17 protein-coding genes are annotated in these 25,743 nt (G+C 36.8%); 16 read left to right on the forward strand and 1 reads right to left on the reverse strand.

Annotated elements, in window-relative coordinates:
• Positions 1-346: 346 nt before the first annotated feature.
• The 15 genes from P0N36_RS09025 to P0N36_RS09095 all read left to right on the forward strand — a co-directional run bounded on the left by P0N36_RS09025 (position 347) and on the right by P0N36_RS09095 (position 20,022).
• The gene (locus tag P0N36_RS09025; RefSeq protein WP_275842514.1) at positions 347-517 is read left to right on the forward strand and encodes a hypothetical protein; all 171 of its coding nucleotides are present in this window, start codon (positions 347-349) and stop codon (positions 515-517) included.
• A 144-nt stretch (positions 518-661) separates the two neighbouring features.
• Entirely contained in the window at positions 662-1,912 is a 1,251-nt protein-coding gene (locus tag P0N36_RS09030) for an ABC transporter substrate-binding protein (protein WP_275842515.1), read from the forward strand.
• A 16-nt stretch (positions 1,913-1,928) separates the two neighbouring features.
• Complete coding sequence (locus tag P0N36_RS09035) at positions 1,929-2,159, forward strand: hypothetical protein (protein WP_275842516.1); 231 nt, start codon at positions 1,929-1,931, stop codon at positions 2,157-2,159.
• 248 nt (positions 2,160-2,407) lie between these two features.
• Entirely contained in the window at positions 2,408-3,286 is an 879-nt protein-coding gene (locus P0N36_RS09040; protein WP_275842517.1) for an ABC transporter permease, read from the forward strand.
• Positions 3,286-4,074 (forward strand): ABC transporter permease, encoded by a 789-nt coding sequence (locus P0N36_RS09045; protein WP_275842518.1) that lies wholly within the window; start codon positions 3,286-3,288, stop codon positions 4,072-4,074. Before P0N36_RS09040 ends, P0N36_RS09045 begins: the two co-directional genes overlap by 1 nt.
• A gap of 10 nt (positions 4,075-4,084) precedes the next feature.
• A complete protein-coding gene (locus P0N36_RS09050; protein WP_275842519.1) occupies positions 4,085-5,098 on the forward strand; it encodes an ABC transporter ATP-binding protein in 1,014 nt (337 codons plus the stop codon).
• A gap of 297 nt (positions 5,099-5,395) precedes the next feature.
• Positions 5,396-6,808 (forward strand): ATP-binding protein, encoded by a 1,413-nt coding sequence (locus P0N36_RS09055; protein WP_275842520.1) that lies wholly within the window; start codon positions 5,396-5,398, stop codon positions 6,806-6,808.
• A 329-nt stretch (positions 6,809-7,137) separates the two neighbouring features.
• Positions 7,138-8,352: an ATP-binding protein gene (locus P0N36_RS09060; protein WP_275842521.1), complete on the forward strand. Its 1,215-nt coding sequence runs from the start codon at positions 7,138-7,140 to the stop codon at positions 8,350-8,352.
• A gap of 310 nt (positions 8,353-8,662) precedes the next feature.
• Positions 8,663-11,335 carry a DEAD/DEAH box helicase gene (locus P0N36_RS09065; RefSeq protein WP_275842522.1) on the forward strand — a complete coding sequence of 891 codons (2,673 nt, stop codon included), beginning with the start codon at positions 8,663-8,665 and terminating at the stop codon, positions 11,333-11,335.
• Positions 11,335-12,051, forward strand: a complete 717-nt coding sequence (locus tag P0N36_RS09070) for an SWIM zinc finger family protein (RefSeq protein WP_275842523.1) — start codon at positions 11,335-11,337, stop codon at positions 12,049-12,051. Before P0N36_RS09065 ends, P0N36_RS09070 begins: the two co-directional genes overlap by 1 nt.
• A 239-nt stretch (positions 12,052-12,290) precedes the next feature.
• Entirely contained in the window at positions 12,291-13,361 is a 1,071-nt protein-coding gene (locus P0N36_RS09075) for a Fic family protein (RefSeq protein WP_275842524.1), read from the forward strand.
• A gap of 114 nt (positions 13,362-13,475) precedes the next feature.
• On the forward strand, positions 13,476-14,903 hold the full coding sequence (locus tag P0N36_RS09080) for a Wadjet anti-phage system protein JetA family protein (protein ID WP_275842525.1): 1,428 nt from the start codon (positions 13,476-13,478) through the stop codon (positions 14,901-14,903).
• Entirely contained in the window at positions 14,893-15,555 is a 663-nt protein-coding gene (locus P0N36_RS09085) for a DUF4194 domain-containing protein (RefSeq protein WP_275842526.1), read from the forward strand. The genes P0N36_RS09080 and P0N36_RS09085 overlap by 11 nt, the downstream gene beginning before the upstream one ends.
• On the forward strand, positions 15,542-18,823 hold the full coding sequence (locus tag P0N36_RS09090; protein ID WP_275842527.1) for an ATP-binding protein: 3,282 nt from the start codon (positions 15,542-15,544) through the stop codon (positions 18,821-18,823). Before P0N36_RS09085 ends, P0N36_RS09090 begins: the two co-directional genes overlap by 14 nt.
• Positions 18,820-20,022: a Wadjet anti-phage system protein JetD domain-containing protein gene (locus tag P0N36_RS09095; protein ID WP_275842528.1), complete on the forward strand. Its 1,203-nt coding sequence runs from the start codon at positions 18,820-18,822 to the stop codon at positions 20,020-20,022. The genes P0N36_RS09090 and P0N36_RS09095 overlap by 4 nt, the downstream gene beginning before the upstream one ends.
• Positions 20,023-20,086: 64 nt before the next feature.
• Here P0N36_RS09095 and P0N36_RS09100 read toward each other — a convergent pair whose 3' ends face one another.
• Complete coding sequence (locus P0N36_RS09100; protein ID WP_275842529.1) at positions 20,087-20,704, reverse strand: TetR/AcrR family transcriptional regulator; 618 nt, start codon at positions 20,702-20,704, stop codon at positions 20,087-20,089.
• Positions 20,705-20,882: 178 nt separating this feature from the next.
• Here P0N36_RS09100 and P0N36_RS09105 point away from each other — a divergent pair, with 178 nt between their 5' ends.
• Positions 20,883-25,607, forward strand: coding sequence for an InlB B-repeat-containing protein (locus tag P0N36_RS09105; RefSeq protein WP_275842530.1), 4,725 nt, complete (start codon positions 20,883-20,885; stop codon positions 25,605-25,607).
• Positions 25,608-25,743 lie beyond the last annotated feature (136 nt).

Genomic DNA, 25,743 nt, shown 5'->3' on the forward strand with positions numbered 1-25,743 from the left:
ATTTCTAGGGTTTCAATATAGATATTCTGCATTCCAAAAGAACATAAGGACGTATTTCTGAAAGTATTGCCATAATCTATTATGCCTAAAAGGTGTTTGCACGATGGTGCTCTTTGGTATAGTGGACATATGGATCACTTCGTCATTAGGGTGCATATCATCTTTAGTTATATGATCAAATCTTTTTATTTGGGACAAATACCATAATTTTCCTATGAAACTCTCCTTACTACATTTTTATGAGTACGTTTAATTTAGTATATCACACAAATATTTTGGTGTTTGTTAGATAACTTACAGTTGGAAAAAATAAAACGTGATAAGCTATGCGACAGGACTGAGTACAATGAAAGAATGGCGGTTTTTTCTAGCAACAGGTTTTGGGATGATACCTGGGACAATAGCATATGTACTCCTTGGTAATCAGATTTTAGAATATAGCCGCTATTCCAAGCAAATACTTTGGATAACATTCCTTGGTGTTGTTGCTTATATTATTTACTTAATGATTGGTTAAGGTGTCAAAACTATATAGTTGAACTTTCGCATACAATATATAGTTATGAATGTATCAACGTAATCTATATATTGTATGTGAACTTAGTGAAACTTAGTTTTGACACCTTAACCATGATTAGAAAGAAAATCAGGAGGAATAAAAATGAAGCATAAACAAATATTTAACAAGTTGAAGTTAGTGAGCCTTATACTAGTGAGTATACTCCTATTGAGTGCATGTAGTGGTGTGGATGAAACGAAGAAAATTGAGGATTTAGCCAATTGGCAAGACGTTTTAGATTCGGGCAAAAACAAAGAAGTATCTATTTTGATGTGGGGAGGCAATGAAAGTATTAACCAATATATGGATGGCTTTGTTGCGACACGCTTAAAAGAGTTATATGGGATTACCTTAAATCGTGTACCTATGAATGCACCAGATTATTTGATGAAATTAATTAATGAAAAAAAAAGTAATCTTGATGAAGGAACAGCAGATCTTCTATGGATTAATGCTGAAAACTTCCTAACAGCTAAAACAGGTGGATTACTCAGTGGTCCATTTACATCGCTACTCCCAAATTTAAACACCTATTATGATTTAAATGCTTCTGATTTGAACTATGATTCTGGAATAGAGATTGAAGGTTATGAAGCGATTTGGGGGAGAGCTCAGTTGGTATTTACCTATGATACGCAAATGATCACGAGTCCACCAAAAAATTTCGAGGAATTACTTGAATGGGCTAAAGCCCATCCAGGGAAATTTACCTATCCTAAATTGCCAGATGATTTTGTTGGTACAGCATTTATTAGAAATGCCTTTTACGAGTTAACGGGTCAAAGGGATATTTTTCAAACAGATATGACCGAAGAAGAATTTAATATTTTAGCTAAACCTGTTATGGATTATTTCACTGAATTAAGTCCTTATTTATGGAACAATGGTGAGTCTTATCCAGCAACTCAGGCACAATTAGATGAACTATTTAAAAACGGAGAAATTGATATGACAATGGGTTTTGAAGTCGGAAAAACTGCAGGACTTGTTGCCTCGAAGGTTTATCCTGCTACTGCTACAACCTATGTATTTGATACAGGTACCATCGGTAATTCACATTACCTTGCCATCCCATTTAATGCACCTGAACAGGCGGCGGCACTTCTTGTTATAGATTTCTTACAGAGTCCTGAAGCACAAACAGAGAAAATGAAGTCAGAGGTTTGGGGTGATATGCCTGCGTTTGATGTCACAAAATTAACTGCTGAACAAAGTGCATTATTTAATACAGTTGAACAAGCAACAGGTTCTTTAAGCTTGCAAGAGCTAACAGACAGACGATTACCTGAAATGAAGTCAGCTTATATCGATTGGATTAAATCATTGTGGATGGATACTGTTACAGGAAGATAAGAAAGAGGGTGGCTTAATGGATGAAACACATTCAAAAACTTTAATTTTAGTGGGAGGCGGTCATGCACATCTTTATTTAATTAAACAGATGAAGAAAGCCCTTAAGGAAGCCGATGTTCAATTGCTTCAAAAAGAGCGTGTGAGTGTGATTGAACATGGACATCTGGAAATGGAATCATCAAAAATCCTACCTTATAATTTTCTAATTATAGCAACAGGACCTGTAGCACATCCAAACTATCTGTAATCAGGCTTAGAAGTTGATGAAAGAGGCTATATGTTTGTGAACGCTTATTTACAAAAGAAGAGCACAGGGTAAACCACTAAAGAAATATGTGCCACAAAATAAATATCTCTCCATCGGAAGCCTTAGAAACCGTAAGGGCTGTCCTATAAGAAGCTTATAATTGCCGGTAAATGGCCTTGGTATTTAAAAGACCTGATTGACCGGAAGTATATTTGTCAGTATCAATAATTTTAAGGGAAGAGGTTCAAATGGGTAAGCGTATAATACATAAAAAGACAATCCTTTTACTTCTACCCATCCTGCTACTTTATGGTGTGTTTATAGGTGGTGGACTTCTGGGTGTGTTATTCGAAAGCTTGGGTTATATACCTTCCTTAGGGTTAAACAATCTGACCCTAGAGCATTATTTAGATATCTTTTTGGACCGCAGATTCATAGAGAGTTTGTTTTTTTCTTTGTATATTGCTTTAGCTTCGGCACTTATTTCGACAATTTTAGGTGTTTTAATCGCCTATAGGCTGATGATAACGACGAATAGATTATGGCGTTATATGACGGATCGAGTTCTACAAATAGGTTTGATACTACCTTATTTATATGTTGTATTTCTAACGATGTTGTTTCTGGGAAAAACAGGATTTATTTCTAGAATCTTTTTAAATTTTTCGTGGATTAGTTCATTAGAGGATTTCCCAAGATTTGTATTTGATCCTTATGGGTTTGGTATTATCCTTGTGTATGTGCTAAAAGGCACTCCCTTTATTGCACTATTTGTTCTCAATATTATGAGCAGTATTAGCACAACTTATCATCAGGTTGCAACAACCCTTGGAGCAACGGAAAGCGATATTTTAAGAAAAATTTATTTGCCTTTGGCAGCTAATACTATTTCTTGGACCTCTGCCATCTTATTTACCTATGATTTAGGCGCTTTTGAAGTGCCATATTTATTAGGAACCAATAAGGCAGTCACTTTATCCTCATGGCTTTACAGTCTTTACTTGAACCCACATATTTCAGAAATTCCCGCCTCTATGGCCATGAATATACTACTTCTGACGATTGGTGCTTTATCTGTCATGATTTATCGGTGGGTGATTAAGAGCATATTAATGGGAGGACGCTAATGAAAAAAATTATAACAGGGATAATTATTCTTCTGATTAGTTTGCCAATGATATTAACGTTTCTATTAACTGTTTTCACCTACTATAAATATCCGCAACTTTTGCCAAGCCAATTAACCTTTGAATATTGGAATAATTTCTTCTTTAAAAATCCATTAATGATTCGTAGTGTTTTGAACAGCTTGTTTTTAGGACTGATGAATGGAACCTCATCAACAATTGTTGGATTTATGGCGGGTAGAGCTTTATCTAAACAAAAAGAGAATAGACATACAAGAACTATGTTGTTGTACTCTTTGCCATTATTTATTCCGGCTACAGCCCTATTTATCGGTGTTCATCTGATAATGCTTCGCTTGTCTTTTACAAATACTTATTTAGGTGTTGTTTTGGCACACATGGTTTTATCCGTTCCTTATTCAACAAATATAGGCATATCATTTTTTAAAGGTATTCCATCAGAGATGGAGCAAGTAGCACGGACCATCGGGTGTAGGGATTTTAATTTGTTTAAGAAGGTAATCTTGCCCCTCATTACCCCGGGGTTGTTATTTTCAGGCAGCATATGTTTTTTATTATCATTTTCTGATTATTTTGCAGCCGCATTGATTGGAGGAGGAAAAGTAATCACCCTCTCAGCATTATTGTATCCTTATATCAATAATGCTGACTATGGAAATAGTGCCACTCTTGGAATTGTATTTGTATCCATCAATATTGGGGTTTTCTTTATTACAGAACGAATTACTAAACGATTAACCAAAGTCAATACTTATTTATTTGAATAGAGGTGAAATTATGAAATTAAGAGTTGAAGGTATAAGAAAGGCATTTGGTCAAGAGTCTGTTTTGAAGGACATTCATTTTGATGCACAAGAAGGTAAATTTCTTTCAATTTTAGGTGATTCAGGTAGTGGCAAAAGTACTATTCTTAAGATCATAACAGGCTTGGTAGAGCCAGATGATGGTCGTGTCTTTTTAGACGGTGAAGATATTACACACAAAGACCCAGCTCAACGAGGTATCGCTTATGTCTTTCAATCTCCATTGTTATTTCCCCATTTGACCGTTTATGAAAATATCGCATTTGGTTTAGAAGTGAAAAAAGTAAGTAAAAGTGAGCTTCAAAAACGAGTGTCTGAGCTATTAAGTCTTTTGAAAATCGAAGAACTGGCAAGTAGATATCCTGCACAAATTTCAGGAGGTCAACAACAACGGGTTTCCATTGCAAGAGCGCTTGCAACAAAACCATCCCTCATATTAATGGATGAGCCGTTTTCCGGACTTGATCCTACACTTAGAATGGAAATGGGAACATTAATTAAAAGTCTTCAGGAACTTTTACACTTAACGATTATTTTTGTAACTCATGACGTTAATGAAAGTCTTAGGCTCTCAGATCAAATAGCCTTAATCGCTGACGGTCAAATTCTTCAAACCGGGGATGCAAAATCAGTTTATTATCGACCCCAAAATCAAATCGTTGCTTCTTTTATGGGAGGTGGCAATTGGATTAAAGGTATTATTGAACAAGGGGTTTTCTCCTGTGATTTTGGAGAATTTCAAGCAAAGAATTTTCTAGATGGAGAAGCTTCACTATTCCTACGACCTCATCAAATTGCTTTAAATAAAAATTTAAAGTCAGATATCGTTAAGATTGAAGAGATTAGACGTTTGGGGAAAGAAATTCAAGTAGATGTTTTGCGTGAAGGAGTTAAACTGACAATCGAAACCTTCGATGATCATAGGTATGATATTGGTGATGAAGTTGGTCTTGAGTTTCCTAAAATCGCACTTCATTATGTAAATTAATAAGCATAAAATAAATCGATCACACTTAAGACTAAATTTTCATTAACGAAGTTGGGCATTAAATTCGTGAATATAGTGCAAGATACGTATGAAATTCCTGATTAATTGCTCATACAGAGAAATTACTTTAATATTCCTTATATTTTCTACATATAAGTATGGTTTACGACTTCATTGGAATAGATGCCCTATCCAGAGAGCATAGTCAAGTTTAGTATAGTCGTAACTATACTAAACTTGACTATGCTCTTTGGATATGTTAACATGAATTTATTGTAGACTGAGAGGAATAAAACCATGTTTGTTGGAAGAAAAAATGAATTAGATTATTTAAATACCAAATACACAAGTTCAAATGCTGAATTCATTATTTTATACGGTAGAAGACGTATTGGTAAAACTGAGATCTTGAGAGAATTTGTTAAAGATAAAAAGCATGTATTCTATTCAGGTCATCAAATAACTGACTTCATGCAATTGAATAGAGTTACTGGTGTTTTGACAGAGCATTTTAACAAAAAGATTTATAGTGATTCTTTTAATCAATGGGAGCAAGTGTTTTCTTATATAAGTGAGAATTTAACGAAGGAAGAAAAAACTGTGATTGTTTTTGATGAATTTCCTTATATGGTAGAGGGAAATTCAAGTATACCTTCAGTACTTCAATCCATCTGGGATCATAGTCTGTCAAAGAAGAATATATTAATCATTTTATGTGGGTCATCCATAAGTTTTATGAAGAATGAATTGTTAAGTGAGAAAAATCCTCTTTATGGAAGAACAACAGGTGTCTTAAAAATTACAGAAATGGATTTTGAATCTTCCCTAGGGTTTTATCCAAATATTGATTTTCATGAGCAAGTAGCTTTCTATAGTGTGTTTAGTGGCGTGCCTTATTATCTCAGTCGTATCAATAGAGAAAAGTCACTAAAAGAAAATATTATAACAAGTATTTTACAAAATGGGTCAGTATTATTTAATGAAGTTGAATTTCTATTGAAGCAAGAACTTCGGGAAGTTAGTGTTTATAATACAATTATTACGGCGATAGCATTAGGCCGTACAAAACAAAATGAAATAGTCCAATTGTCAGGTGTTGAAAAAACAAAGTTGACATATTATCTAAATAGCCTCATTGATTTGGGGATTATTAGAAAAGAATTCCCTAGTACGATTAAAACTAAGGAAATGGTGAAATCAAGAGTAGGATTATATATACTCGATAACAGTTTTTTTAGGTTCTATTATCGATTTGTATATCCACACGTATCTGAACTAATGGATGGAAATATTGATATCATATATGAAGATATTATTGAAAAACAATTAATGGATTTTATAGGTTATGAATTCGAAAAAATAGCAATAGCACATGTAAGAAACATTAACCAAAGAAAGGAAATTCCATTAAGGCTAATTAGAATAGGTAGATGGTGGGATAAGAATAAGGAAATAGATATTGTTGGTTATGATATAAGCCATAACTTTATATTTGGTGAATGCAAGTGGAGAAATGAAAAGCTAGGTGTCCCTGTTTTAAAGCAGTTACAAGATAAGAGTATGGCTATTAAGGAAGAAGTAAGAGATAAATATTATATACTTTTTTCGAAATCAGGTTTTACAGATGAACTAAAGAATCTCGCCTTAATAGATGACAAGATTATCCTGGTAGATTACAATTTAGCAAAGGGTGGCTTCGGAATAAATTAATCATTTACCTTCAAGTTAAAAATCCGAGTGTGTCAAGCATCCCCTTTAAGCTTGAACCCATTAAATCAGCCATATTAAAGTGTGCTGATTGTATTGAGAAGATTGAGGAGATAAATCATGAAAGAACACACCTTATTAGACAAAGATAATCCCAATTATGAAGAAACCAAGAATTGGTCGAGATTCTGGACACCGGAACTTAGCGTACGGAAAAGCCAATACGCTAGCCCTTGTTTTGCAAGAAAAATAAATGGATTAAGACTTGCTAATACCATCCCTTTCGACTATAATAAAGTTGTGATTTATTATAGTCGGAAAAGGATAATTTTATGTATATAGTAAGAAATTGTGAAAAAACAGTTGAATATATGAGTGAGAGATTCCCGGTAGTGCTTGTTACAGGGCCTAGACAAGTAGGAAAGACAACGATGCTAATGAAAATAGCGGAACAAAACCGCAATTATGTAACCCTAGATGATCCGAATGCAAGAAATATGGCAATTAACGAACCCGGATTGTTCTTGCAGAGATATGAGCCTCCTGTCATTATTGATGAAATACAATATGCACCAAATCTTATGCAGTATATAAAACTCTATGTTGATGAAAATAAGAAAATGGGAGATATATGGATGACGGGCTCACAGATGTTTCATTTAATGAAAAATGTTAGTGAGAGTTTAGCAGGACGTGTGGGTATTTTAAGAATGCAAGGATTTTCAGGTGCGGAGTTAGATGGATATGATAATGAAGCATTTATTATGGATTCAGGGAAACTGATTTCAAAAGTTAAGGAACGCACACCCAAATCGCTGAAGGAAGTTTACAAAATGATTTATATGGGGCAGATGCCAGGTGTATATAGCAGGGATATCTCGCCGAATATTTTTTATGGGGCTTATATTAACACCTATATTCAAAGAGATATTAAGGAGCATACACAAATAGCTGATGAGATGCTGTTTCTACAGTTTCTGACAGCTTGTGCAGCAAGAACAAGTCAAATGCTTAACTTGGCTGATATTGCAAGGGAAACTGGTATTTCTGCACCTACGGCGAAGCAGTGGCTTTCAATCCTAATAACTTCAGGAATTGTTATTTTGATTGAACCTTACTTTAATAATCGAATGAAGAGAATCATTAAATCGCCAAACTTGTACTTTATGGACACAGGGTTGTGTGCCTATTTGACGAAGTGGAATAGTCCAGAAAGCTTAGAAACAGGTAATATGAGTGGCGCATTCTTTGAAACATTTGTTGTCAGTGAAGTGATTAAGAGTTATCAAAACCTTGGATTGCAAGCGCCGATATGTTATTACAGAGATAAGGATAAGCGTGAAATTGATTTAATCATTGAACAGAATAATACACTGTATCCAATTGAAATAAAGAAAAGTGCTTCTCCCAAAAAAGAAACTATAAAGCATTTTCAAGTTCTAAACAAATCAGATGTCAATGTTGGGACAGGAGCAGTTATATGTATGGCTAAGGATTTGGTGCCTTTGGATAAAGATAATTGGTTGGTACCTGTTTGGCTATTGTAGAAAGTATTTCTGTCTCAAAAACCGTCCTCACATGTGGAATCGGATGTCTTGTTGTCCCATAAAAACCCAGATGGTTTATTAGTCCAAAAAAGAACTAAGAGGGCAATGTAGAGAAAATACCTGAAAGAGTTACCTATGCACAGTAAGGTGGTATGAGAGTTTATCTTTAGTTTGATCTATTTCGCTCTACTGCGGTGGATTTATTGGCCGTTTTTGAATAAAATGCAATGAGTAGAATTAAAAGCCATAAATATGAGAATGAAACTGCTAGAGAGTAGTGTCATCATGAAAGGATATTGGGTATAAGCGCATGTCACTTAGCAAATCAAAAAAAAATCAAGAACTTAATGTCTATTTTGTCCCAGAAGGATTTGTATTAGACGAAATAACGATTGATCATGATTTATTCGTGCCGGATCTTCAAAAAACTCTAAATGATTGGGTTGTGCAATTTGAAGAAAATAAATATAAAGCTTTGTTTCATCTTGGTTTCTTAGAGAAGGTAAGTTGGTTTTCGCCGGCTTTAGAATATCTATATCACATTGCTGACTTGTTGATTAAAAAATTGTCCAGACAGTCAGATATTGAAATTAGTCGAGAGTCGGTGCAGGTTGAACTACTAGAGGAAGAGCTTAGTCGATTGAAGGAAGCAGTTCCCTTCGTAATTGGGATGGAGTATGTCGATGAAGTATGGATACAAGCGCTATGGGAGAACTTATTTAGTGTTTTTAGGGCAGAAGTAAAAGCCTATGAAGGTACGATTGCACGGTATTTTGCAGAGTATAACTCGAATATTAATGTTGTAGGAAGAGTTTTCTTTCACTTGGTTGAAAATAATGAAGAAGCGTATCCTTTTGCGTTTATGGCAACCTATTCAACAAAACCGGTAAAAAGTAAAAAGGCAGTACATACCCCTTTGAAAAGTGCATTAGAAGAATTCAAAGGAGATGATAAGATACTTCTTACGCTTATGGCAACAGTAATAAAGGCTGCAGAGCAAAGCAAATTAATCTCTGAATTGTTAGAAAATGGTGAATTATTTGCGCCTCTAAAACTTACGATAAAAGAAGCCTATACCTTTTTAAATGAGATTACTATTTATGAAGCGGCGGGTATTATGTGTAGAGTACCTGACTGGTGGAGAAAAAGCAATAACTCAATTCGACTTTCTGTGACCATAGGAGAAAAAGAGCCTTCAAAAGTAGGATTGGATGCTATTATGGACTTCGCCCCATCGTTGAGTATGGGAGATGACGTGCTTACTGAGCAAGAATTAAGAGATTTTCTGACCATGGCAGATGGGTTAGTGAAATATAAAGGAAAATGGGTAGAGATTAACAAAGAAAAGCTAGAAGCCGTCCTACAAGCTTTTGATAAGGTGAAAGATCTTGCAGAAGATGATATTTTGTCTCTGGGTGATGCTATGAGAATGGAATTGAATATAAGTAAAGTACTTGATATGGAAAATGATGTTATCGAAATATCAGTAACCAACGGACAATGGTTCAAACAGATGAAAGAAACGCTAACCAATCCCATGTCTGCTCAAATAGTTGGGATTGCGCCTTCTTTCCAAGCGACACTTCGAGCTTACCAAGAAAGTGGTTATCAGTGGTTATATAGGATGTCCCAATTGGGATTTGGTGCTTGTCTGGCAGACGACATGGGACTGGGTAAAACAGTACAGATGATTGCTTTTTTAGAATATATGAGAATGCATCATGGAGGAAAAGCATTATTGATTCTTCCTGCCTCTCTCATTGGAAATTGGCAAAAAGAAATCTTAAAATTTGCACCTGAATTGTCCTATCAGATTTTACACAACAGTGAGAGCAAAAATTCAGAAGGATTAAGTATAAATGAAAGCATTTTTTTATGTATCACGACCTATGGTATGGCAGTTCGCTTGGAAGCATTAAAAAACAGAAAATGGGATTTCCTAATATTAGATGAGGCACAAGCGATTAAAAATCCTGGAACAAAACAGACGAAATCCATTAAAGAAATTCCTGCTAAGCTAAGAATAGCTATGACGGGTACACCGATTGAAAACCGCTTAAGTGATCTGTGGTCCTTATTTGATTTCCTTAATCAGGGGCTTCTTGGGACAGCGAAAGAGTTTACGAGTTTTACCAAAGAATTAGCAGATGATGCAATGGGATATGCGAAGTTGCGTAAGATGATTAATCCCTTTATATTAAGGCGACTGAAAACAGATAAAAGAATTATTTCGGATTTACCGGATAAACTGGAAATAAATGAATATGCCGCGTTATCTAAGAAACAAGTTGCCCTTTACAAACAGTTGGTAAATCAGATTGCAGTAAAACTTGAAGAAGTAGAAGGGATAGAAAGAAAAGGACTCGTTCTATCGAGTATCATGAAATTTAAGCAAATATGTAATCATCCAGATCAGTATCTGGGTAGAGAAGAATATAAACCGATAAATAGCGGTAAATTCGAGCAACTCAGAGAGATATGTGAGACGATTTATGAAAAAAGAGAAAGTGTCCTTGTATTTACACAATTTAGAGAAATGACAGAACCTATTTCGGAGTTTTTAACTGGTATTTTTAATAGAGCTGGTTTTGTTCTTCATGGAGGCACCCCAGTAAAAAAACGAAATGAAATGGTCGAACAATTTAATGGGGAGCATTACATTCCATACATGGTGCTTTCATTAAAAGCAGGAGGTGTCGGTCTTAACTTGACTGCGGCAAATCATGTCATTCATTTTGACAGGTGGTGGAACCCTGCAGTAGAAAATCAGGCTACAGACAGAGCCTTTAGAATTGGACAAACAAAGAATGTTATGGTGCATAAATTTGTGACTAAGGGTACAATTGAAGAAAAAATTGATGAGATGATTATGGCAAAACAGAAGTTAGCAGGCGATATCTTAAGTTCAACTGGAGAACAGTGGATCACAGAGTATAATAATGAAGAACTGATGAAGTTATTTGTGCTAGGCGGTGAAGTATAATGGGCTATTATGGATATTCCAAATATGTGTCAGTAGCTGAAAAAAAAGCAAAAGCGATAAGGGCCATAGAGAAATTAAAAAAGAAAAATAAAGATATTGACCCCGTAATCCTCGAAGGAAGTGCATTGGTAAAAACCTGGTGGGGAAAGTCATGGAATCATAACTTAGAAAGCTATGCAGACTACAGTAACCGAGTATCTAGAGGGAGAAGTTATGTCCGTAACAATGCAGTCCTTGATCTGAGGATATCAAAAGGTATCGTATCAGCGTTAGTCCAAGGAAGTCGAGCAAAACCTTACGTGGTGAAGATTCAGATTGATACTTTAAGTCGTGATAAATGGGATCAAGTAACTAGGCTTTGTAATCATAGGATTGATTCTCTAGAACAATTAATAGAAGGAAAATTTCCTAAAGAATTGTCGGTGATGTTTACAGAAAAAAAATATGGATTATTTCCGTCGCCAAAAGAGATCCATTTTTCTTGTGATTGTCCTGACTGGGCATTTGTGTGTAAGCATGTTGCAGCGACTCTTTATGGAATTGGTGCTAGATTAGATGTTAATCCAATGCTCTTTTTTGACCTTCGGGATATAGATGGCCAAGAGCTTGTGAAAAAGTCAATGGAGAAAAAATTGGAAAATATGCTGATCAACGCAGGCAAGAAAAGCACACGAGAGATTGCAGCAGAAGATGTACAGGGGATTTTTGGATTGTAAACTGGAGGCAGACAAAATATGGTATTCTTCTATGATCAGTTCAGTGGTTTGTTGTTTCTCTAGGAAACATATCTACAGTTAATTCAATAGATTTTACTAAGGATTATAAGTAATATCAGCAAAATAGGAAGCAAAGTAGGAGGTTTACTATGTAGGTAAAATTATTGAAAAAATACCCACATATGATTGACGTAGGTAAAATTTAACGATATAATACCTATGTAATGGAGGTGTATGTAATGAGTAAGCAAAAATTACCTATGTTGCCACCGAATGCTGTACTGGAAACGGTAGCAGTATTAAAGCAACTGGCAAAATCCAATCGTGCATTAGCTGAACTGAAAGGTTACGCAGATACGATTCCGAATAAACATATTTTGATAAATGCGGTTATGATTAAAGAAGCTAAGGATAGCTCTGCAATTGAGAACATTATAACAACTCATGATGATTTATATAAAGCGATGAGTGATGCAAGCGGAGCAAGTCCTGCAGCAAAGGAAGTTGTTAGTTATAGGACTGCTTTATGGCAAGGGTATGACTTGGTTAAGGATCGTGAGATGCTTACAACAAATATGATTATTGAAATTCAAGGCATTATTGAAAAGAATCGTGCAGGAATAAGAAAACTTCCCGGTACCGTACTACTTAATGAGAGAACAGGTGAAACTGTTTATACCCCCCCTGTGGGTGAAGCTGAAATAAAAGAACTCTTAAGTAATCTAGAAAAATACATCAATGAAGACTATATTGATATGGATCCATTGATAAAGCTGGCAGTTATTCATTACCAATTTGAAAGCATCCATCCCTTTTATGATGGTAACGGAAGGACAGGCAGAATCATCAATGTGCTTTATCTTGTTTTAAAAGAATTGCTGGATAGTCCTATCCTTTATCTAAGCAGTTATATAATCAGGAACAAATCAGCATATTATAGACTTCTTCAGGAAGTTAGAACCCATGAGAATTGGGAAGAATGGATTGTGTATATTCTAGCAGGTGTTGAAGAAACAGCATATGAGACATTAAGATTGGTTAAAAGAATCAATGCTGAAGTTGAAACAATGAGTGCTGAGATTAAAGAAAAGTTGCCGAAAATATATTCAAAAGAATTAATTGATTTACTATTTTATGAGTTCTATACAAAAATTGTTTATATTGAAAATGGCTTAGCTGTAACAAGGAAGACTGCAGCAAATTACCTGTCTTCTCTTGAAATTGAGGGTTTTCTTACTTCGGAAAAAATAGGTAAGGAAAGGATTTATCAAAACAAAAGACTATACGATTTGGTTAAGTATATTAAATGAGAAACGGCCATATTGAAAAGAGTTCACTTCGCCAAGGAGCCAGTGAGTCTTTACGACATCATTGTTGTCTACTCAAGGCATGTGGTGCTATCATGAAAGGATATGGAGATTGCAATGGAATTGTTGAAACAGGTGCCATCTAATTTTTTTGGTATATTGGCATCGCCGAATAAAGAAATATATATGCAAGCCTTAATGAGCATTCATGAAGCCTTTCAAACAGATTGGAGCATACGTCGTAGCGACTTAGTTATTCTTATGTTGGATCAATTGGATGATCTTTTTGAGGGCTATCGTATTGAAGAGGAAGATGCCAATGACCTAATTGAGAAAACATCATCGGCTTATGGAAATCTGATAATACGTAAGTTAAGAGATGCAGGCTGGCTTGAAATTGAAATGGGTAGTGATGATTTTATGGAGTATATCAGTGTTCCAGACTATGCTTTTAAGATTATTAAGGTGCTTCATGATATTCTTTGTGAGAGTAGGGACTCGGAATACAATCGCTATGTATATTCCACGTATTCAGTCTTGAAAACATCCAATGAATCTGGCGAAGATTATAAGACGGCTATTGATAGTGCCTTTGAACAAACGATGGAATTGTTTAATAAGCTTAAGATGCTTCACGTCAATATCAGGAGGTATCATAAACAACTTGCGGACCATCATGAACTTAACCAGATTCTTATAGAGCATTTTGATGATTTCAAGGCTAATCTTGCAGATAAGATCTATTATCCCATTAAAACATTTGATTCTGTCCATCGGTTCAAGACGCCCATATTGGCTATTCTAAAAGAGTGGCTACATGATGATGATATTCTTGATCTCGTTGCCCAGGAAGCTTGGGTAAGGGAAAGACAACGTCGTTCAGGCAGTGAGACCATAGTGAAAGATGAAGCCAAAGAAGAAGCCAAACGAAAACTGGTTGGGGTCATAGACACTTATGAGAACATGGATGTTTTATTAAAAGATATTGATAAGAAAAACAGTGATTATACCAAAGCAACCTTAGACCGGATGGATTTTCTATTAAACACAGACCGATCAGTCAAAGGTAAAATCAGAGAGATTATAAAAGTTATAACAAAAGATGAGACAAATAAGTGGGTGCACCGTGTTCAATCAGCCGTAGCAATATCAAGTCAAACAATTGTTGACGACAATAGTCTATATGTGAGTCGAAAAGTTAAAAAAAGAGATAACATCAAGAAAGAGAAGATACGTCAGATCATGGACAAAAAGTCAGTAAAACAAGAGGCGGATGATTTTCGTTCAAGTGTCCAGGAAGCTTTCAGTAAAAGAAAGATTCAGCAATATGTTTTTGAATTGATGGCAGACAAGCCTTCGATTTCAGCCAAGGATTTTCCTCTTAATGAAGATAAAGATTATGTTATGTCTCTACTTAGCGTTTTAGAAAGTGATGACAAGGAATCGAAATACGATGTTCGCTTTAAAGAAGGTGAGCTTGCGTGTAAACATTACCGCATACCTGATTTTGATATGAACAAGAAAAGAGGTAATCATGATAGATGATCGATATGATCGGTTAAACACTAAAGATAAAGAAGAGTTTACGCGAATTTTAAACCGTCTTTTGCGGGTAAATTATATTAACCGGGAGGTTTATTCTGCAAAAGACAATGAAATGCGCAGTAATTATGATTATCGTTTTATCGATCGTCAATTTCTTTTATACGAAGATTATCTTTTACTTGGAGGGTGGTCTCTTAATAAAGATGACCGTTTTGGCGTTATTTATATTCAGAGTCAATATGAGTACAATAAAAAAAGAATGAATAAGTTCTCAACCTTAATACTCCTTACTTTAAGGCTTATTTACGATGAAGAACGTGAAAAACTGACTCTGAAAAGAGAAGTATCTTTAACGGTTCATGAGCTGGTCCAAAAAATGTTAGCACTCGGTATTATTAATAAAAAACCTGCCTACAATGACCTACATAGTGCCCTTAGTGAAATGGCAGCATATCATATTGTTGACCGTATGGATGGCACGTGGAAAGAGGCTGACACCCGATTTCTTATCTACCCAACGATTCTGTTTATACTTTCAAACGCCAGATTGAATGAGTTGGCAGAGCTTATTGAAGAAGGCGAAGTGGACCAGAGTGAAGACGGTGATCAAGAAGAGATGGCCTGGGAGGATGAAGCAGATGAAGATCTTTAGAAAAATGCTCATATTGAAATGGCACTATATTGAACATGAGTGTATTGAATTTGGTGATATCAACTTTCTCACAGGTAAAAACGGTTCTGGTAAATCAACCTTAATCGATGCCTTGCAGCTGGTTCTTCTTGGTGAAACCAATGGCAATTTTTTCAATAAAGCGGCCAATGAAAAATCTCAAAGAACCTTGAACAGTTATGTAAGAGGCGAACTGACAGACAATGAGGATACTGGCTTTAATTATTTACGAAATGATGATTTTAGCAGTATCATTGCCCTAGAAGTGAAAGATACCATGAAAAGAAAAAGTTTCGTCATAGGTATCCATATGGATGTCCATAGTGACGGCAGTCTAAACCACAAATATTTCATCATGGAGGGTCTTATACCAAAAGACCATTTTATCCGGGATGAGATGGTTATGGAAATCGGTGAACTTAGAAGTTGGTGCAAATCAGAAAGTATTCGCTTGGAACAATTTGCTACCAATAAAGGATACCGTGAAGCTTTGATGGCAAAACTTGGTCATATCAATCAGAAGTTTTTTAGCTTATTTAAGAAGGCGGTGCCATTTTCTCCAATTGTGGATATCAAGGGTTTTATTACTGAGTTTATTTGTGATACAGATAAAAAAGTGGATATTAAGAACATGCAAGATAATATTCGATATTATGAAAAAATGAAGTTGGAGGCAGAAGACGTTGATCAACGCGTTAAGGACTTAACTGCCATTAGCGACGTTTATAAAGAGACAAGTCAGTTAGAACAATTGGAAAAGCAACAATGGTTCATAACAGATAAAGGCCGTGAACAAATGGCTGCTGAATATGTAGAGAAGGAAAGACAGCGACTTATTAAAGAAGAGAAGGAATTAGATGAACGAGACCTTTTGGTAAAAGGTCTTCAATTGCAGATGAAGGCTACAAAAGATGAAATTGGGGTTCTCAACAGACAACTGGCCAAGTCAGATGTTGCTGAACTGGAAAAGAAATATAAAGAGAAAATCAACCGTCTGAGTGAGCAGATTCATCAAGTGACCAAAGATCGCGAGGCTCTATTTCTTAAACTTCGATTAAGAAGTGAAAAATGGCTTTATAATTGTAAAGATAGGCCTACAGGCCTGGATAGGCTGGTAGTCTTAGAATCCATGTTTAAAACGGAAGATGTGGAAGGTATTGATCTTCAGGAGCTCTATAAGATGAATACCATTATGGAAGAACAAATCGGCCTGTGGAAAGAAGCTTATTATGAAAGCCACAAGTGGATAAAAGACCTTAAGGAACAGATGGGCGAACTCAAAAAAGATATTGAAGGCCTGAAAAAGGGACAGAAGATGATACCAATACCTGTCACAAGATTGCAACAAGTCCTTGAAGAAACACTTGGACCTGTACCTATGCTTTGTGATGTCGTGGAAATAAAAGATGAGAAATGGCAAAACGCCATTGAGGCTTATCTTCACCTTCAAAAATTCCACCTCATTGTTGCACCAAAAGACTATGTTAAAGCCTTAGAGATCTATGAGCAACTAAAAGAGAAAGAAAATATATATGATGTAGGTCTGGTTGATCTTCAGAAAGTCTTGGAACATGGTGCTCAAATGAGACAGGGAAGTCTTGCCGAGGAGATAGAAGTAGAGGATGTTTTAGTCAAATCTTATGTAAACTATCTTCTAGGATCCGTGATGAAAGTTGATCGTGTTGAAGAACTTAGAAAGCACCGGACAAGTATGACGCCAACCTGTATGCTCTATAAGAACTATGTTGCGAGGAACTTGAATCCAGAGCGTTACCGTGTCCCTTTTATCGGAAAAAATGCAGCAATTAAGCAACTTACGATGAAAGAGATGGAATTAAAGGCGCTGAGTGATCATTTGTCAAATCTTTTAAAAGGCTTGGATGCAATAAAAACAAAATCCGAATTAACGGGATTTGGTAAAGATATGTTAGACCAGTTTTCAGATAAAATTGAAGCGTTTAGACTTTTACCAGAACATCAAAAGCACATACATGAGTTGAAAGAACAACTGGCTTCCCTTGATAGGTCATCCGTCATGGACCTTATGTTCAAGCTTGAAGATCTAGAGAGGAAAGAAAAGGCATTAGATGATCATCTTGTTAACAATAGAGCTAAGCTTATTGCTTTGGAAGAGAGTATTAAGGATAATAAGTTAAGCAAGATTCCTCACGCTCTTAAAAATCATGAGCTACTTTTGACGAAGCTTAATGAGAAGTATGATAAAATACTGATTGAAGTGGGCCAACAGAAATTCGAAGAAGCACTTATAAGATTAGGCCAACGCATTAGCGTGGTTAATAATTATGAATCAGCAGCAAAAGCTACCGGCAATAAAAAAGAGAAAAAGTGGAAGGAGCTCGTTGAAAAACGATCGGAGTATGTCAGACGCTTCCAAGGTACTTTTGATATCTATGAAAAGAATAATGACAAGTATGACAGTCTTCTAGATAAACTGGCACGAACAGACTTGCCAATCTACAAGGAAAAGATTGAAAACGCCATTAAAATCGCTCAGCAGGAGTTCAAAGATGATTTTTTAAGTAAGTTGAAATACAATATTGACGTCGTTAGAGAGCAGATTAATGAACTTAATGATGCCCTAAAAAATATGAGTTTTGGTAAAGATACTTACGCCTTTAAGATGACACCTAATAGTTATTACAGGCGCTACTACGACATGATTATGGATCCTAATCTTCTGGATGACTTTAATATTTTCAGTTTCGGTTTTCAGGAAAAATATGGTGATGTCATAGAAGAATTGTTTAAAAAAATAGTAGATGTTGGTGAAGGTGCAATAAGTTCAGATGAGCGGGTTGAAATCGAAAAAAACATTGAGAAATATACAGATTATAGGACTTATCTTGACTTTGACTTGGTGGTAACGGACCAGAATGGTAACAAATCACATCTGTCAAAAATGATTAGTAAAAAAAGCGGTGGGGAAACCCAAACACCTTTTTATATTTCTGTATTGGCTTCTTTTTTTAGAGTATATCGTATGAATACAAAGGCAAAAGACACAGTAAGACTCATTGTATTTGACGAAGCATTTTCTAAAATGGATCATGAGAGGATTGAACAATGTATTATCCTTCTTAAAGAATTAGGCTTTCAAGCTTTGATTAGCGCACCAAGTGAAAAAATAGCCAATATTACACCATTGGTTGATAAGACACTATGTGTCATGCGGATGCCAGAGACAACCGTTATTAAAGGGTTTACAAAAGAGGAGCTTAATGTGTTATGAAGAAGCTAAGTAATATTGAAAAAGCCATACTAAGGCCGTTGTTAGAATCGTTTGAGAGAAAAAGCGGTAATAGACGCGTTATTTTAGCTGCAGAAAAATTTCCTGAATATGACTTGAATATGCTTGAGAAAAAAAAGCTATTTATTACCGGCCTTGACTTGCTAGTGGGACGGGATTTGATTGTCTATGAATGGGTAAAGTTCGAAGAAGGTAACCTAGTAAAAAGGGTTATACTCAAGGAAGAGCAAGTTATACTTGCCTATGAGTTACTAGGTGAAATGACACAAAATCAGCGCGAGCAAATATATCTAAGTGAATTAAATGGATATCAAAAGATGGTTTGTAACTCTTGGGTAAAGAAGTTTCTTGATGATGAATATAAATTTATTTCTGACTATAAGAAATGGAGTAGATTATGGCCTAAAACTGAAGATGAACGTCAAGAGTTCATGAAGTTGCTTCATTCTATTCAAGATGAACCGGATGTATCTCTTCGTTATTTAAGCTCAAAATTATACGGAGATAGTAAAAGACTTGAAAAAAATTATAGGTCTAAATTAATTTCAGTGGCTAGAAAGTACGTGCCATTAGAACTTGAAAATGATGAAATTCTTAATTACCTTGGACTTGAAATGAACCCATCAGAGATACTCTTTTGTGGTGATATGAAGTATAGACTGAAGAATCATGTCATTGATGCCGGTATACATATATATGGCACCAGTGTAAATAAAGAAACCGTTATAGCTATGGAAATTCTTGAAGTAGGCTCTAAAAAGGTACTAACGATAGAGAATAAAGCAACTTATTATGAATATATCAAGATAAAGAGAGAAGATGAGTTGGTGATATATTTAGGCGGTTTCTTTGGTAAAACCTCTCGTCTTTTTCTTGGAAAACTTGAAATAGCACAGATCAAAGAATTTTATCATTGGTCAGATATCGATCTTGGAGGATTTCGTATTTTCAGGTATTTAAGTAATGTATTAAAGGTTCAAGTTATACCTAAGATGATGAATCCCAAAATCTATAGACAGTATAAAAACAGCATGCATGATCCGTTAAGTGATGCTAACCTCATGGAGATCAAGTCCATGTTATCCGACCCTGTAATGGCACCTCTTAAGGCAACCATGGAGGCTGTACTCGATGTTGGTATGAGGTTAGAACAAGAGATGATTGATTTGGCAAATAATTGATTCGGTTGTTGCGATAGATTTATAGGTATTACTTAAACCTTCCAGATTTAAATATAACCCAGCATTACTTTTTTATGCCCTTCAAAAATATTTCAAAATGCTTCAGAGCTTGTTCCTTTAAGTCAAAATCAGGATGCCTAATGCACCACTCATAGGTGAGTCCTCTAAAGGCAATCATCAAGTGTCTCGAAAGTGTATCTACAGGAATCTCTGTTATAAATTCACCTTGCTCGACACCCTTTTGTAATATGTCGTTAAACATTTTGTAGATTTCTCTATTATAACCGGATATAGCATCCATGTTTATGGTTCTTTCTAGCTGTACTCTGTATAGAGTATTCATATGGTCATAACCTATAGAATGGGTAAGAACATCAGCAATTTTTCCTACCAGTGACATCAGAATATCCGAGGCTGATGTCATATCTAAAGATAAAATATAATTTTTATAGTCTAAATCAATCTCATTTACATAATCACCAATCAAAGAGACAAGCAAAGCGTCCTTTGACTCAAAATGAACATAGAAGCTTCCTTTTGAAACTTTAGCTGTTTCTACTATGGTATCTACGCTTACTTTCTGAAAACCCTTTGCTCTAAACAAACGGTTGGCAGTCTCGTAGATTCTTTTTTTTGTTTCTAGTGCGTTAATTTGTCTGCTATTGATCTTCTTTTTATCCATATTATATCTCCTTCATTGACACAAAAAGTCGAAGATGTTACAATGACTACAGTCATTGAAAATCATTTCTTTTAGTATACCATATAAAACAACGCTTGTGGTAATAGCCTAGTTCAATGCATTTGTTGCTAGGATGCGTTTATATAGCTCTATAAAAAATAGTATTGAGGAGAATTTTATGAGATTAAAAAGAATGTGTAGTATTTTCATGGCTTTGGTAGTGACAGTGGCACTGAGTATAACATTTACGGTACCTGTGGCGGCAGAAACGACCGGTTACTGGACAGATGCCGAAAATGTAGCAACAGAAGATCCTGATTATGATTATGCTACGAATACGTATACAATTGACAATGCAGCAGAGCTTGCATGGGTGGCTAACGAGGTCAATAGTGTCGCTTATAATAACACTGGCGGTGCTACTTTTATTTTGAGTAGCGATATTGATCTTGCGGGACATTTTTGGGTACCTATTGGTGAATTTCAACAGCACACTTTAACAGGTATCTTTGACGGTAATGGCTACACCATATCCAATATGACAATAGGAACGGCGTCAGAACCATCGACCCTTACCGAGGCTGGTCTCATTGGATATGCTAGTGATGCCGTTATAAAAGATATTAATATGACAGATGTATCTATTTATACTTCTGTTGCGGATAACGTTTTTATAAAAGCCGGTGCCATCGTGGGAATGGCATATAGTAGTACAATATCGGACTGCTCGGTTGCGGGTATCATAAGTGGTAGCGGTACTTTATCGGTTAGTTCAAGCCGTGGTATAGGCGGTATAGTGGGTCTTAGCACTTCAGATATTGATCGCTGTTCTTCGTCCATCAACATCATAGCAGGTGGCAGTATGCTGCCTGTTGGTGGTTTGGTAGGATTGATGACTGGGGGCAACATTACAGAGAGTTATGCCACTGGTAATGTATCAGGAAGCGGTGCCAAATATGTTGGCGGTCTGGTCGGCTTTGCTGAAGGAGGGGGTACGATTAGTGACAGCTATGCCACAGGTGATGTGACGGGTGGCGGTTCATCGGATGCAGGTGGCCTAATCGGACACAGCTATTACAACATAGAAAGCTGCTTTGCCATAGGAGAAGTATATGGTGGTGATTGTGCAGGCGGTTTGGTAGGCTTCGGTAGAGATGGCAATATCACCAACTCTTTTGCAAGTGGAAACGTAACATCCTCAAATACTGTTGGGGGACTTATTGGGATGAGTTTGTATAGCGGTTTAAGCAGCGTTACCAACTGCTATGCCTCTGGTGATATTAATACATCACAATCCAATGTTATTAACCAATCTGCAGGTGGACTGATCGGCTATAGGGGGACCACTGTAGATACCATAATTACAAATGCTTATTGGAATAAGGATGCAACACAGATAGTAGATGGTGTCGCACGTAATATGGATTCAAAGCTTGGAATAGGACGTGCAACCGACGATTCAACGGCAAAGTCATGGGATGAAATGACAGATGTGGCTTTTGCTGATCTACTAAGTGCCAATAACGGAGCATTAAGGAATTGGACGTCTGTTTACGATCTCAATGATGGGTATCCTTATCTTGAAGGTCTATATTTTACGACGCCTTCTACCACCAATACAGTTACTTTTAGAAGTTTAGAAACGGATTATAAAGTCATGCATGTCACTGAAGGCATTTCTGTGATGGCGGCGATGACGGATCCAACACAGGCACATTTTGATTTTACGGGCTGGACGCTCACCAGTGATGGAAGCGGTTCATTCTTTGATTTTACAACGAGCATAACAGAAGATACGACACTCTATGCACAGTGGGCACCAAAACCAACGTATTCAGTACTCTACAATGCTAATGGAGGATTAGGGGATGCACCTTTTGACATCAACACCTATGAAGAAGATGGTTTGGTCACATTGCCATCTGGTAGTGGACTGACGAAAGCCAACTATATATTTGGCGGCTGGACGCTCTCGAGTGACGGAAGCGGTACGGTTTATGCTGCTGGCGCAACGTATACAATGGGCAGTGGGGATACTGAGCTTTATGCGAAGTGGAACCCTAGCTACACGGTAACGTACCATGCAAATTCAGGCGTGGGGACTGAACCCATAGATAGTAATGCTTATGCGCCGGGTAGTTTTGTTACATTATTATCGGGCAGTGGGCTTACGAAAGAGAGTTTCAGATTTGCCGGTTGGACGCTTAACAGTGGCGGAAGCGGGACGGTTTTTCAACCAGATGGTACTTATTATATTGGAAGCACAAATATTAATTTCTATGCAAAGTGGACACCAACCTATACGGTCACTTATGATGTTAATGGAGGAACAGGAACAACTCCAGTAGATAGCAACGCATATGCACAAGGCGAACCATGTTTATTGGCATCCGGTAGTGGTCTTACAAATGGAAATCTCAATTTTGGAGGCTGGGTGGATGAAGATGGAAATAAATTTGCTGAAGCCGACTATTACCATTTTGACAATACGAATGTTACCTTATATGCAAGGTGGACAAATTATTGGACAGACCTTGGTAATGTGGCCACAATTGATCCGGACTTAGAAGCAGATACGGATACATATATAATTGATAATGCTGCCGAACTAGCCTGGGTGGCTAAGCAGGTTAATGATGGTAATGATTTTTCAGGCTATACCATCAAAATTGCAGACAGTGTTACGGATATAGACCTTTCGGGGCATGACTGGTTTCCTATTGGAAGTGATTATGTATTTTTCAGAGGGGATTTTGATGGTAATAATAAAAAAATCTCCAATCTTACAATGGGAACAGTTGATATGCCGAACACAGAGTTGATATATGCTGGTTTATTTGGAGGTATTTCGGAGTCAACCATAAGCAATGTCTGGTTAGAGGATGTTTCGATATATTCATCTGCAGTATATGCCGAAATAGGCGGACTCGTTGGATATGCCGATAATATTAGTATAATAAACAGCCATACATCCGGTAGGATATCCGGTGGTGAGAGTGTTTATATTGGAGGTCTTATTGGAGATGTATATGCAAGTACAATCTTGGATGCCTATGCCACTGTGGATGTAACAGGTGGTGATGATGCCGTGGTTGGTGGTTTGGCTGGATATGCTTATGGCAGTATGTTTACAAATAACTATGCTACTGGGAATTTATCAGGTGGAATTAACACAGTCATGGGTGGCTTTATAGGATATGACGATGAGGATTTTGATAACAATAGTATAGCCTATGGCTATTGGAATGGTGATGCAAGTCAGATTATAGCTGGATCTTCAGTGGATGTTAAAGTAGGTATAGGTATGGGGCCAAATGAAGCTTCAGTGATATCTAAAACATCAGATGCCATGAAGAACAATGATTTTGCGATGTTACTAGATGCAAATAAGAGTGGACAAACGACGGGCACATGGACAATCTTACCGAGTGTAAATAATGACTATCCTGTGCTTGCTAATACGGTTACCTTTGATAAAAATGGTGGTACTTCAGATGAAAGTCCGACTACCAAGTTAGTGGTCTTAGGTGGTAATGTAAGCACTTTACCTACAGCCCCAGTGAGAACAGGCTATACTTTTAGCGGGTGGAATACTGTAGCGGGTGGTAGCGGTGCGACATTTACACCGACGACTACTGTAACGGAAGATATGACAGTTTATGCACAATGGACATTAATCAGCACTGGCAACAATTCAGGTTCAACGCGCCCGACAGTTCCATCAGAAGATGTGAACACAACATCATTTACAGCTCAAACCAATACGGCTACCGGAACTGCTACGGCAGACGTAGGGGCAAGTGAAATGACATCCCTAACTGACAAGGCGAAGGAAAGTGAAACTGCTGGACAGAAGGCAGTCATAGAAATCAAAGTTGAAGCGAGTGTCAATGCAAAAACAGTTGAAGTAGTGATGGATAGAACCGCCTTTGACAAAGTAGCGGAAGATACAAAGGCTGATGTAAAAGTCACTACAGGTCTTGGAAGTATAACTTTTGATGCAGAGGCGGTTAATACGATTAGCGGTGCGGCCGGAACAGGCAACATCACAATTAGTATGGCAAAAGTAGAGACAAGCACGCTTTCTGGTGAAATGCAGCAAGCGGTTGGCAATAGGCCGGTTTATGATTTATCAGTATCAGCCGGAAGTTCTAATATATCCGAATTTGGTAACGGTAAGGCTACTATTAGTATTCCTTATACACCGGAAGCTGGGGAAGATGACGATGCTATCGTTGTTTATTACATCGATAGTGAAGGCAAGCTCAATCCTGTTATGGGTAAATATGATGCAGTAAGCGGTACCGTTGTTTTTACCACCAATCACTTTTCGGAGTATATGATCGGCTATAATAAAGTGAGCTTTAGTGATGTTGTAGAATCATCGTGGTATTGTCAAGCAGTCACTTTCATTGCAGCAAGAAACATAACAACAGGCACAGATGCAACCCACTATAGCCCTAATGCCAAATTAACAAGAGGCCAATTCATTACTATGTTAATGCGGGCATACGGTATAGAAGCGGATGAAAGCGGGACAGATAACTTTGCGGATGCAGGAGATACCTATTATACTGGTTACCTGTCTAAGGCCAAAGCCCTTGGTATCACAAAGGGCATCGGTGATAATCTGTTTGTACCTAATCAGGAAATCACCAGACAGGAAATGTTCACCCTGCTCTACAATACCTTGGGGGTCGTTGGTGAACTTCCCACAGCAGTGGAAGGAAAACAAATGATGGATTACATCGATGCAAACCTGATAGCAAGTTGGGCAGAAGACGCCATGACATTATTTGTAGGAACAGAAATCGTCAGTGGGAATAATGGTAAGCTTTCTCCGACAGATACGACAAACCGAGCAGAAATGGCACAGGTATTATACAATCTGTTGGCAAAATAAGGGATGCTACTTTAAAAGTTCTTTCAATGATAACAAAGTAAAAACGGGTACGGTTAACTTTATGAGTTAGCTGTACCCGTTTCTTTATATACTGGTATTTTATCTAAAGAGATTTGGGCAGTACCAGTATGGTTGA

The sequence above is a fragment of the Petrocella sp. FN5 genome (assembly GCF_029210395.1).
In the GTDB taxonomy this organism is placed as follows: domain Bacteria; phylum Bacillota; class Clostridia; order Lachnospirales; family Vallitaleaceae; genus Petrocella.

Coding starts and splice junctions, on each gene's coding strand:
- P0N36_RS09075 (WP_275842524.1), top strand. CDS start 12,291: ATGAGTAAGCAAAAATTACCTATGTTGCCACCGAATGCTGTACTGGAA.
- P0N36_RS09045 (WP_275842518.1), top strand. CDS start 3,286: ATGAAAAAAATTATAACAGGGATAATTATTCTTCTGATTAGTTTGCCA.
- P0N36_RS09065 (WP_275842522.1), top strand. CDS start 8,663: ATGTCACTTAGCAAATCAAAAAAAAATCAAGAACTTAATGTCTATTTT.
- P0N36_RS09040 (WP_275842517.1), top strand. CDS start 2,408: ATGGGTAAGCGTATAATACATAAAAAGACAATCCTTTTACTTCTACCC.
- P0N36_RS09055 (WP_275842520.1), top strand. CDS start 5,396: ATGTTTGTTGGAAGAAAAAATGAATTAGATTATTTAAATACCAAATAC.
- P0N36_RS09050 (WP_275842519.1), top strand. CDS start 4,085: ATGAAATTAAGAGTTGAAGGTATAAGAAAGGCATTTGGTCAAGAGTCT.
- P0N36_RS09080 (WP_275842525.1), top strand. CDS start 13,476: ATGGAATTGTTGAAACAGGTGCCATCTAATTTTTTTGGTATATTGGCA.
- P0N36_RS09035 (WP_275842516.1), top strand. CDS start 1,929: ATGGATGAAACACATTCAAAAACTTTAATTTTAGTGGGAGGCGGTCAT.
- P0N36_RS09095 (WP_275842528.1), top strand. CDS start 18,820: ATGAAGAAGCTAAGTAATATTGAAAAAGCCATACTAAGGCCGTTGTTA.
- P0N36_RS09090 (WP_275842527.1), top strand. CDS start 15,542: ATGAAGATCTTTAGAAAAATGCTCATATTGAAATGGCACTATATTGAA.
- P0N36_RS09105 (WP_275842530.1), top strand. CDS start 20,883: ATGAGATTAAAAAGAATGTGTAGTATTTTCATGGCTTTGGTAGTGACA.
- P0N36_RS09025 (WP_275842514.1), top strand. CDS start 347: ATGAAAGAATGGCGGTTTTTTCTAGCAACAGGTTTTGGGATGATACCT.
- P0N36_RS09085 (WP_275842526.1), top strand. CDS start 14,893: ATGATAGATGATCGATATGATCGGTTAAACACTAAAGATAAAGAAGAG.
- P0N36_RS09070 (WP_275842523.1), top strand. CDS start 11,335: ATGGGCTATTATGGATATTCCAAATATGTGTCAGTAGCTGAAAAAAAA.
- P0N36_RS09030 (WP_275842515.1), top strand. CDS start 662: ATGAAGCATAAACAAATATTTAACAAGTTGAAGTTAGTGAGCCTTATA.
- P0N36_RS09100 (WP_275842529.1), bottom strand. CDS start 20,704: ATGGATAAAAAGAAGATCAATAGCAGACAAATTAACGCACTAGAAACA.
- P0N36_RS09060 (WP_275842521.1), top strand. CDS start 7,138: ATGTATATAGTAAGAAATTGTGAAAAAACAGTTGAATATATGAGTGAG.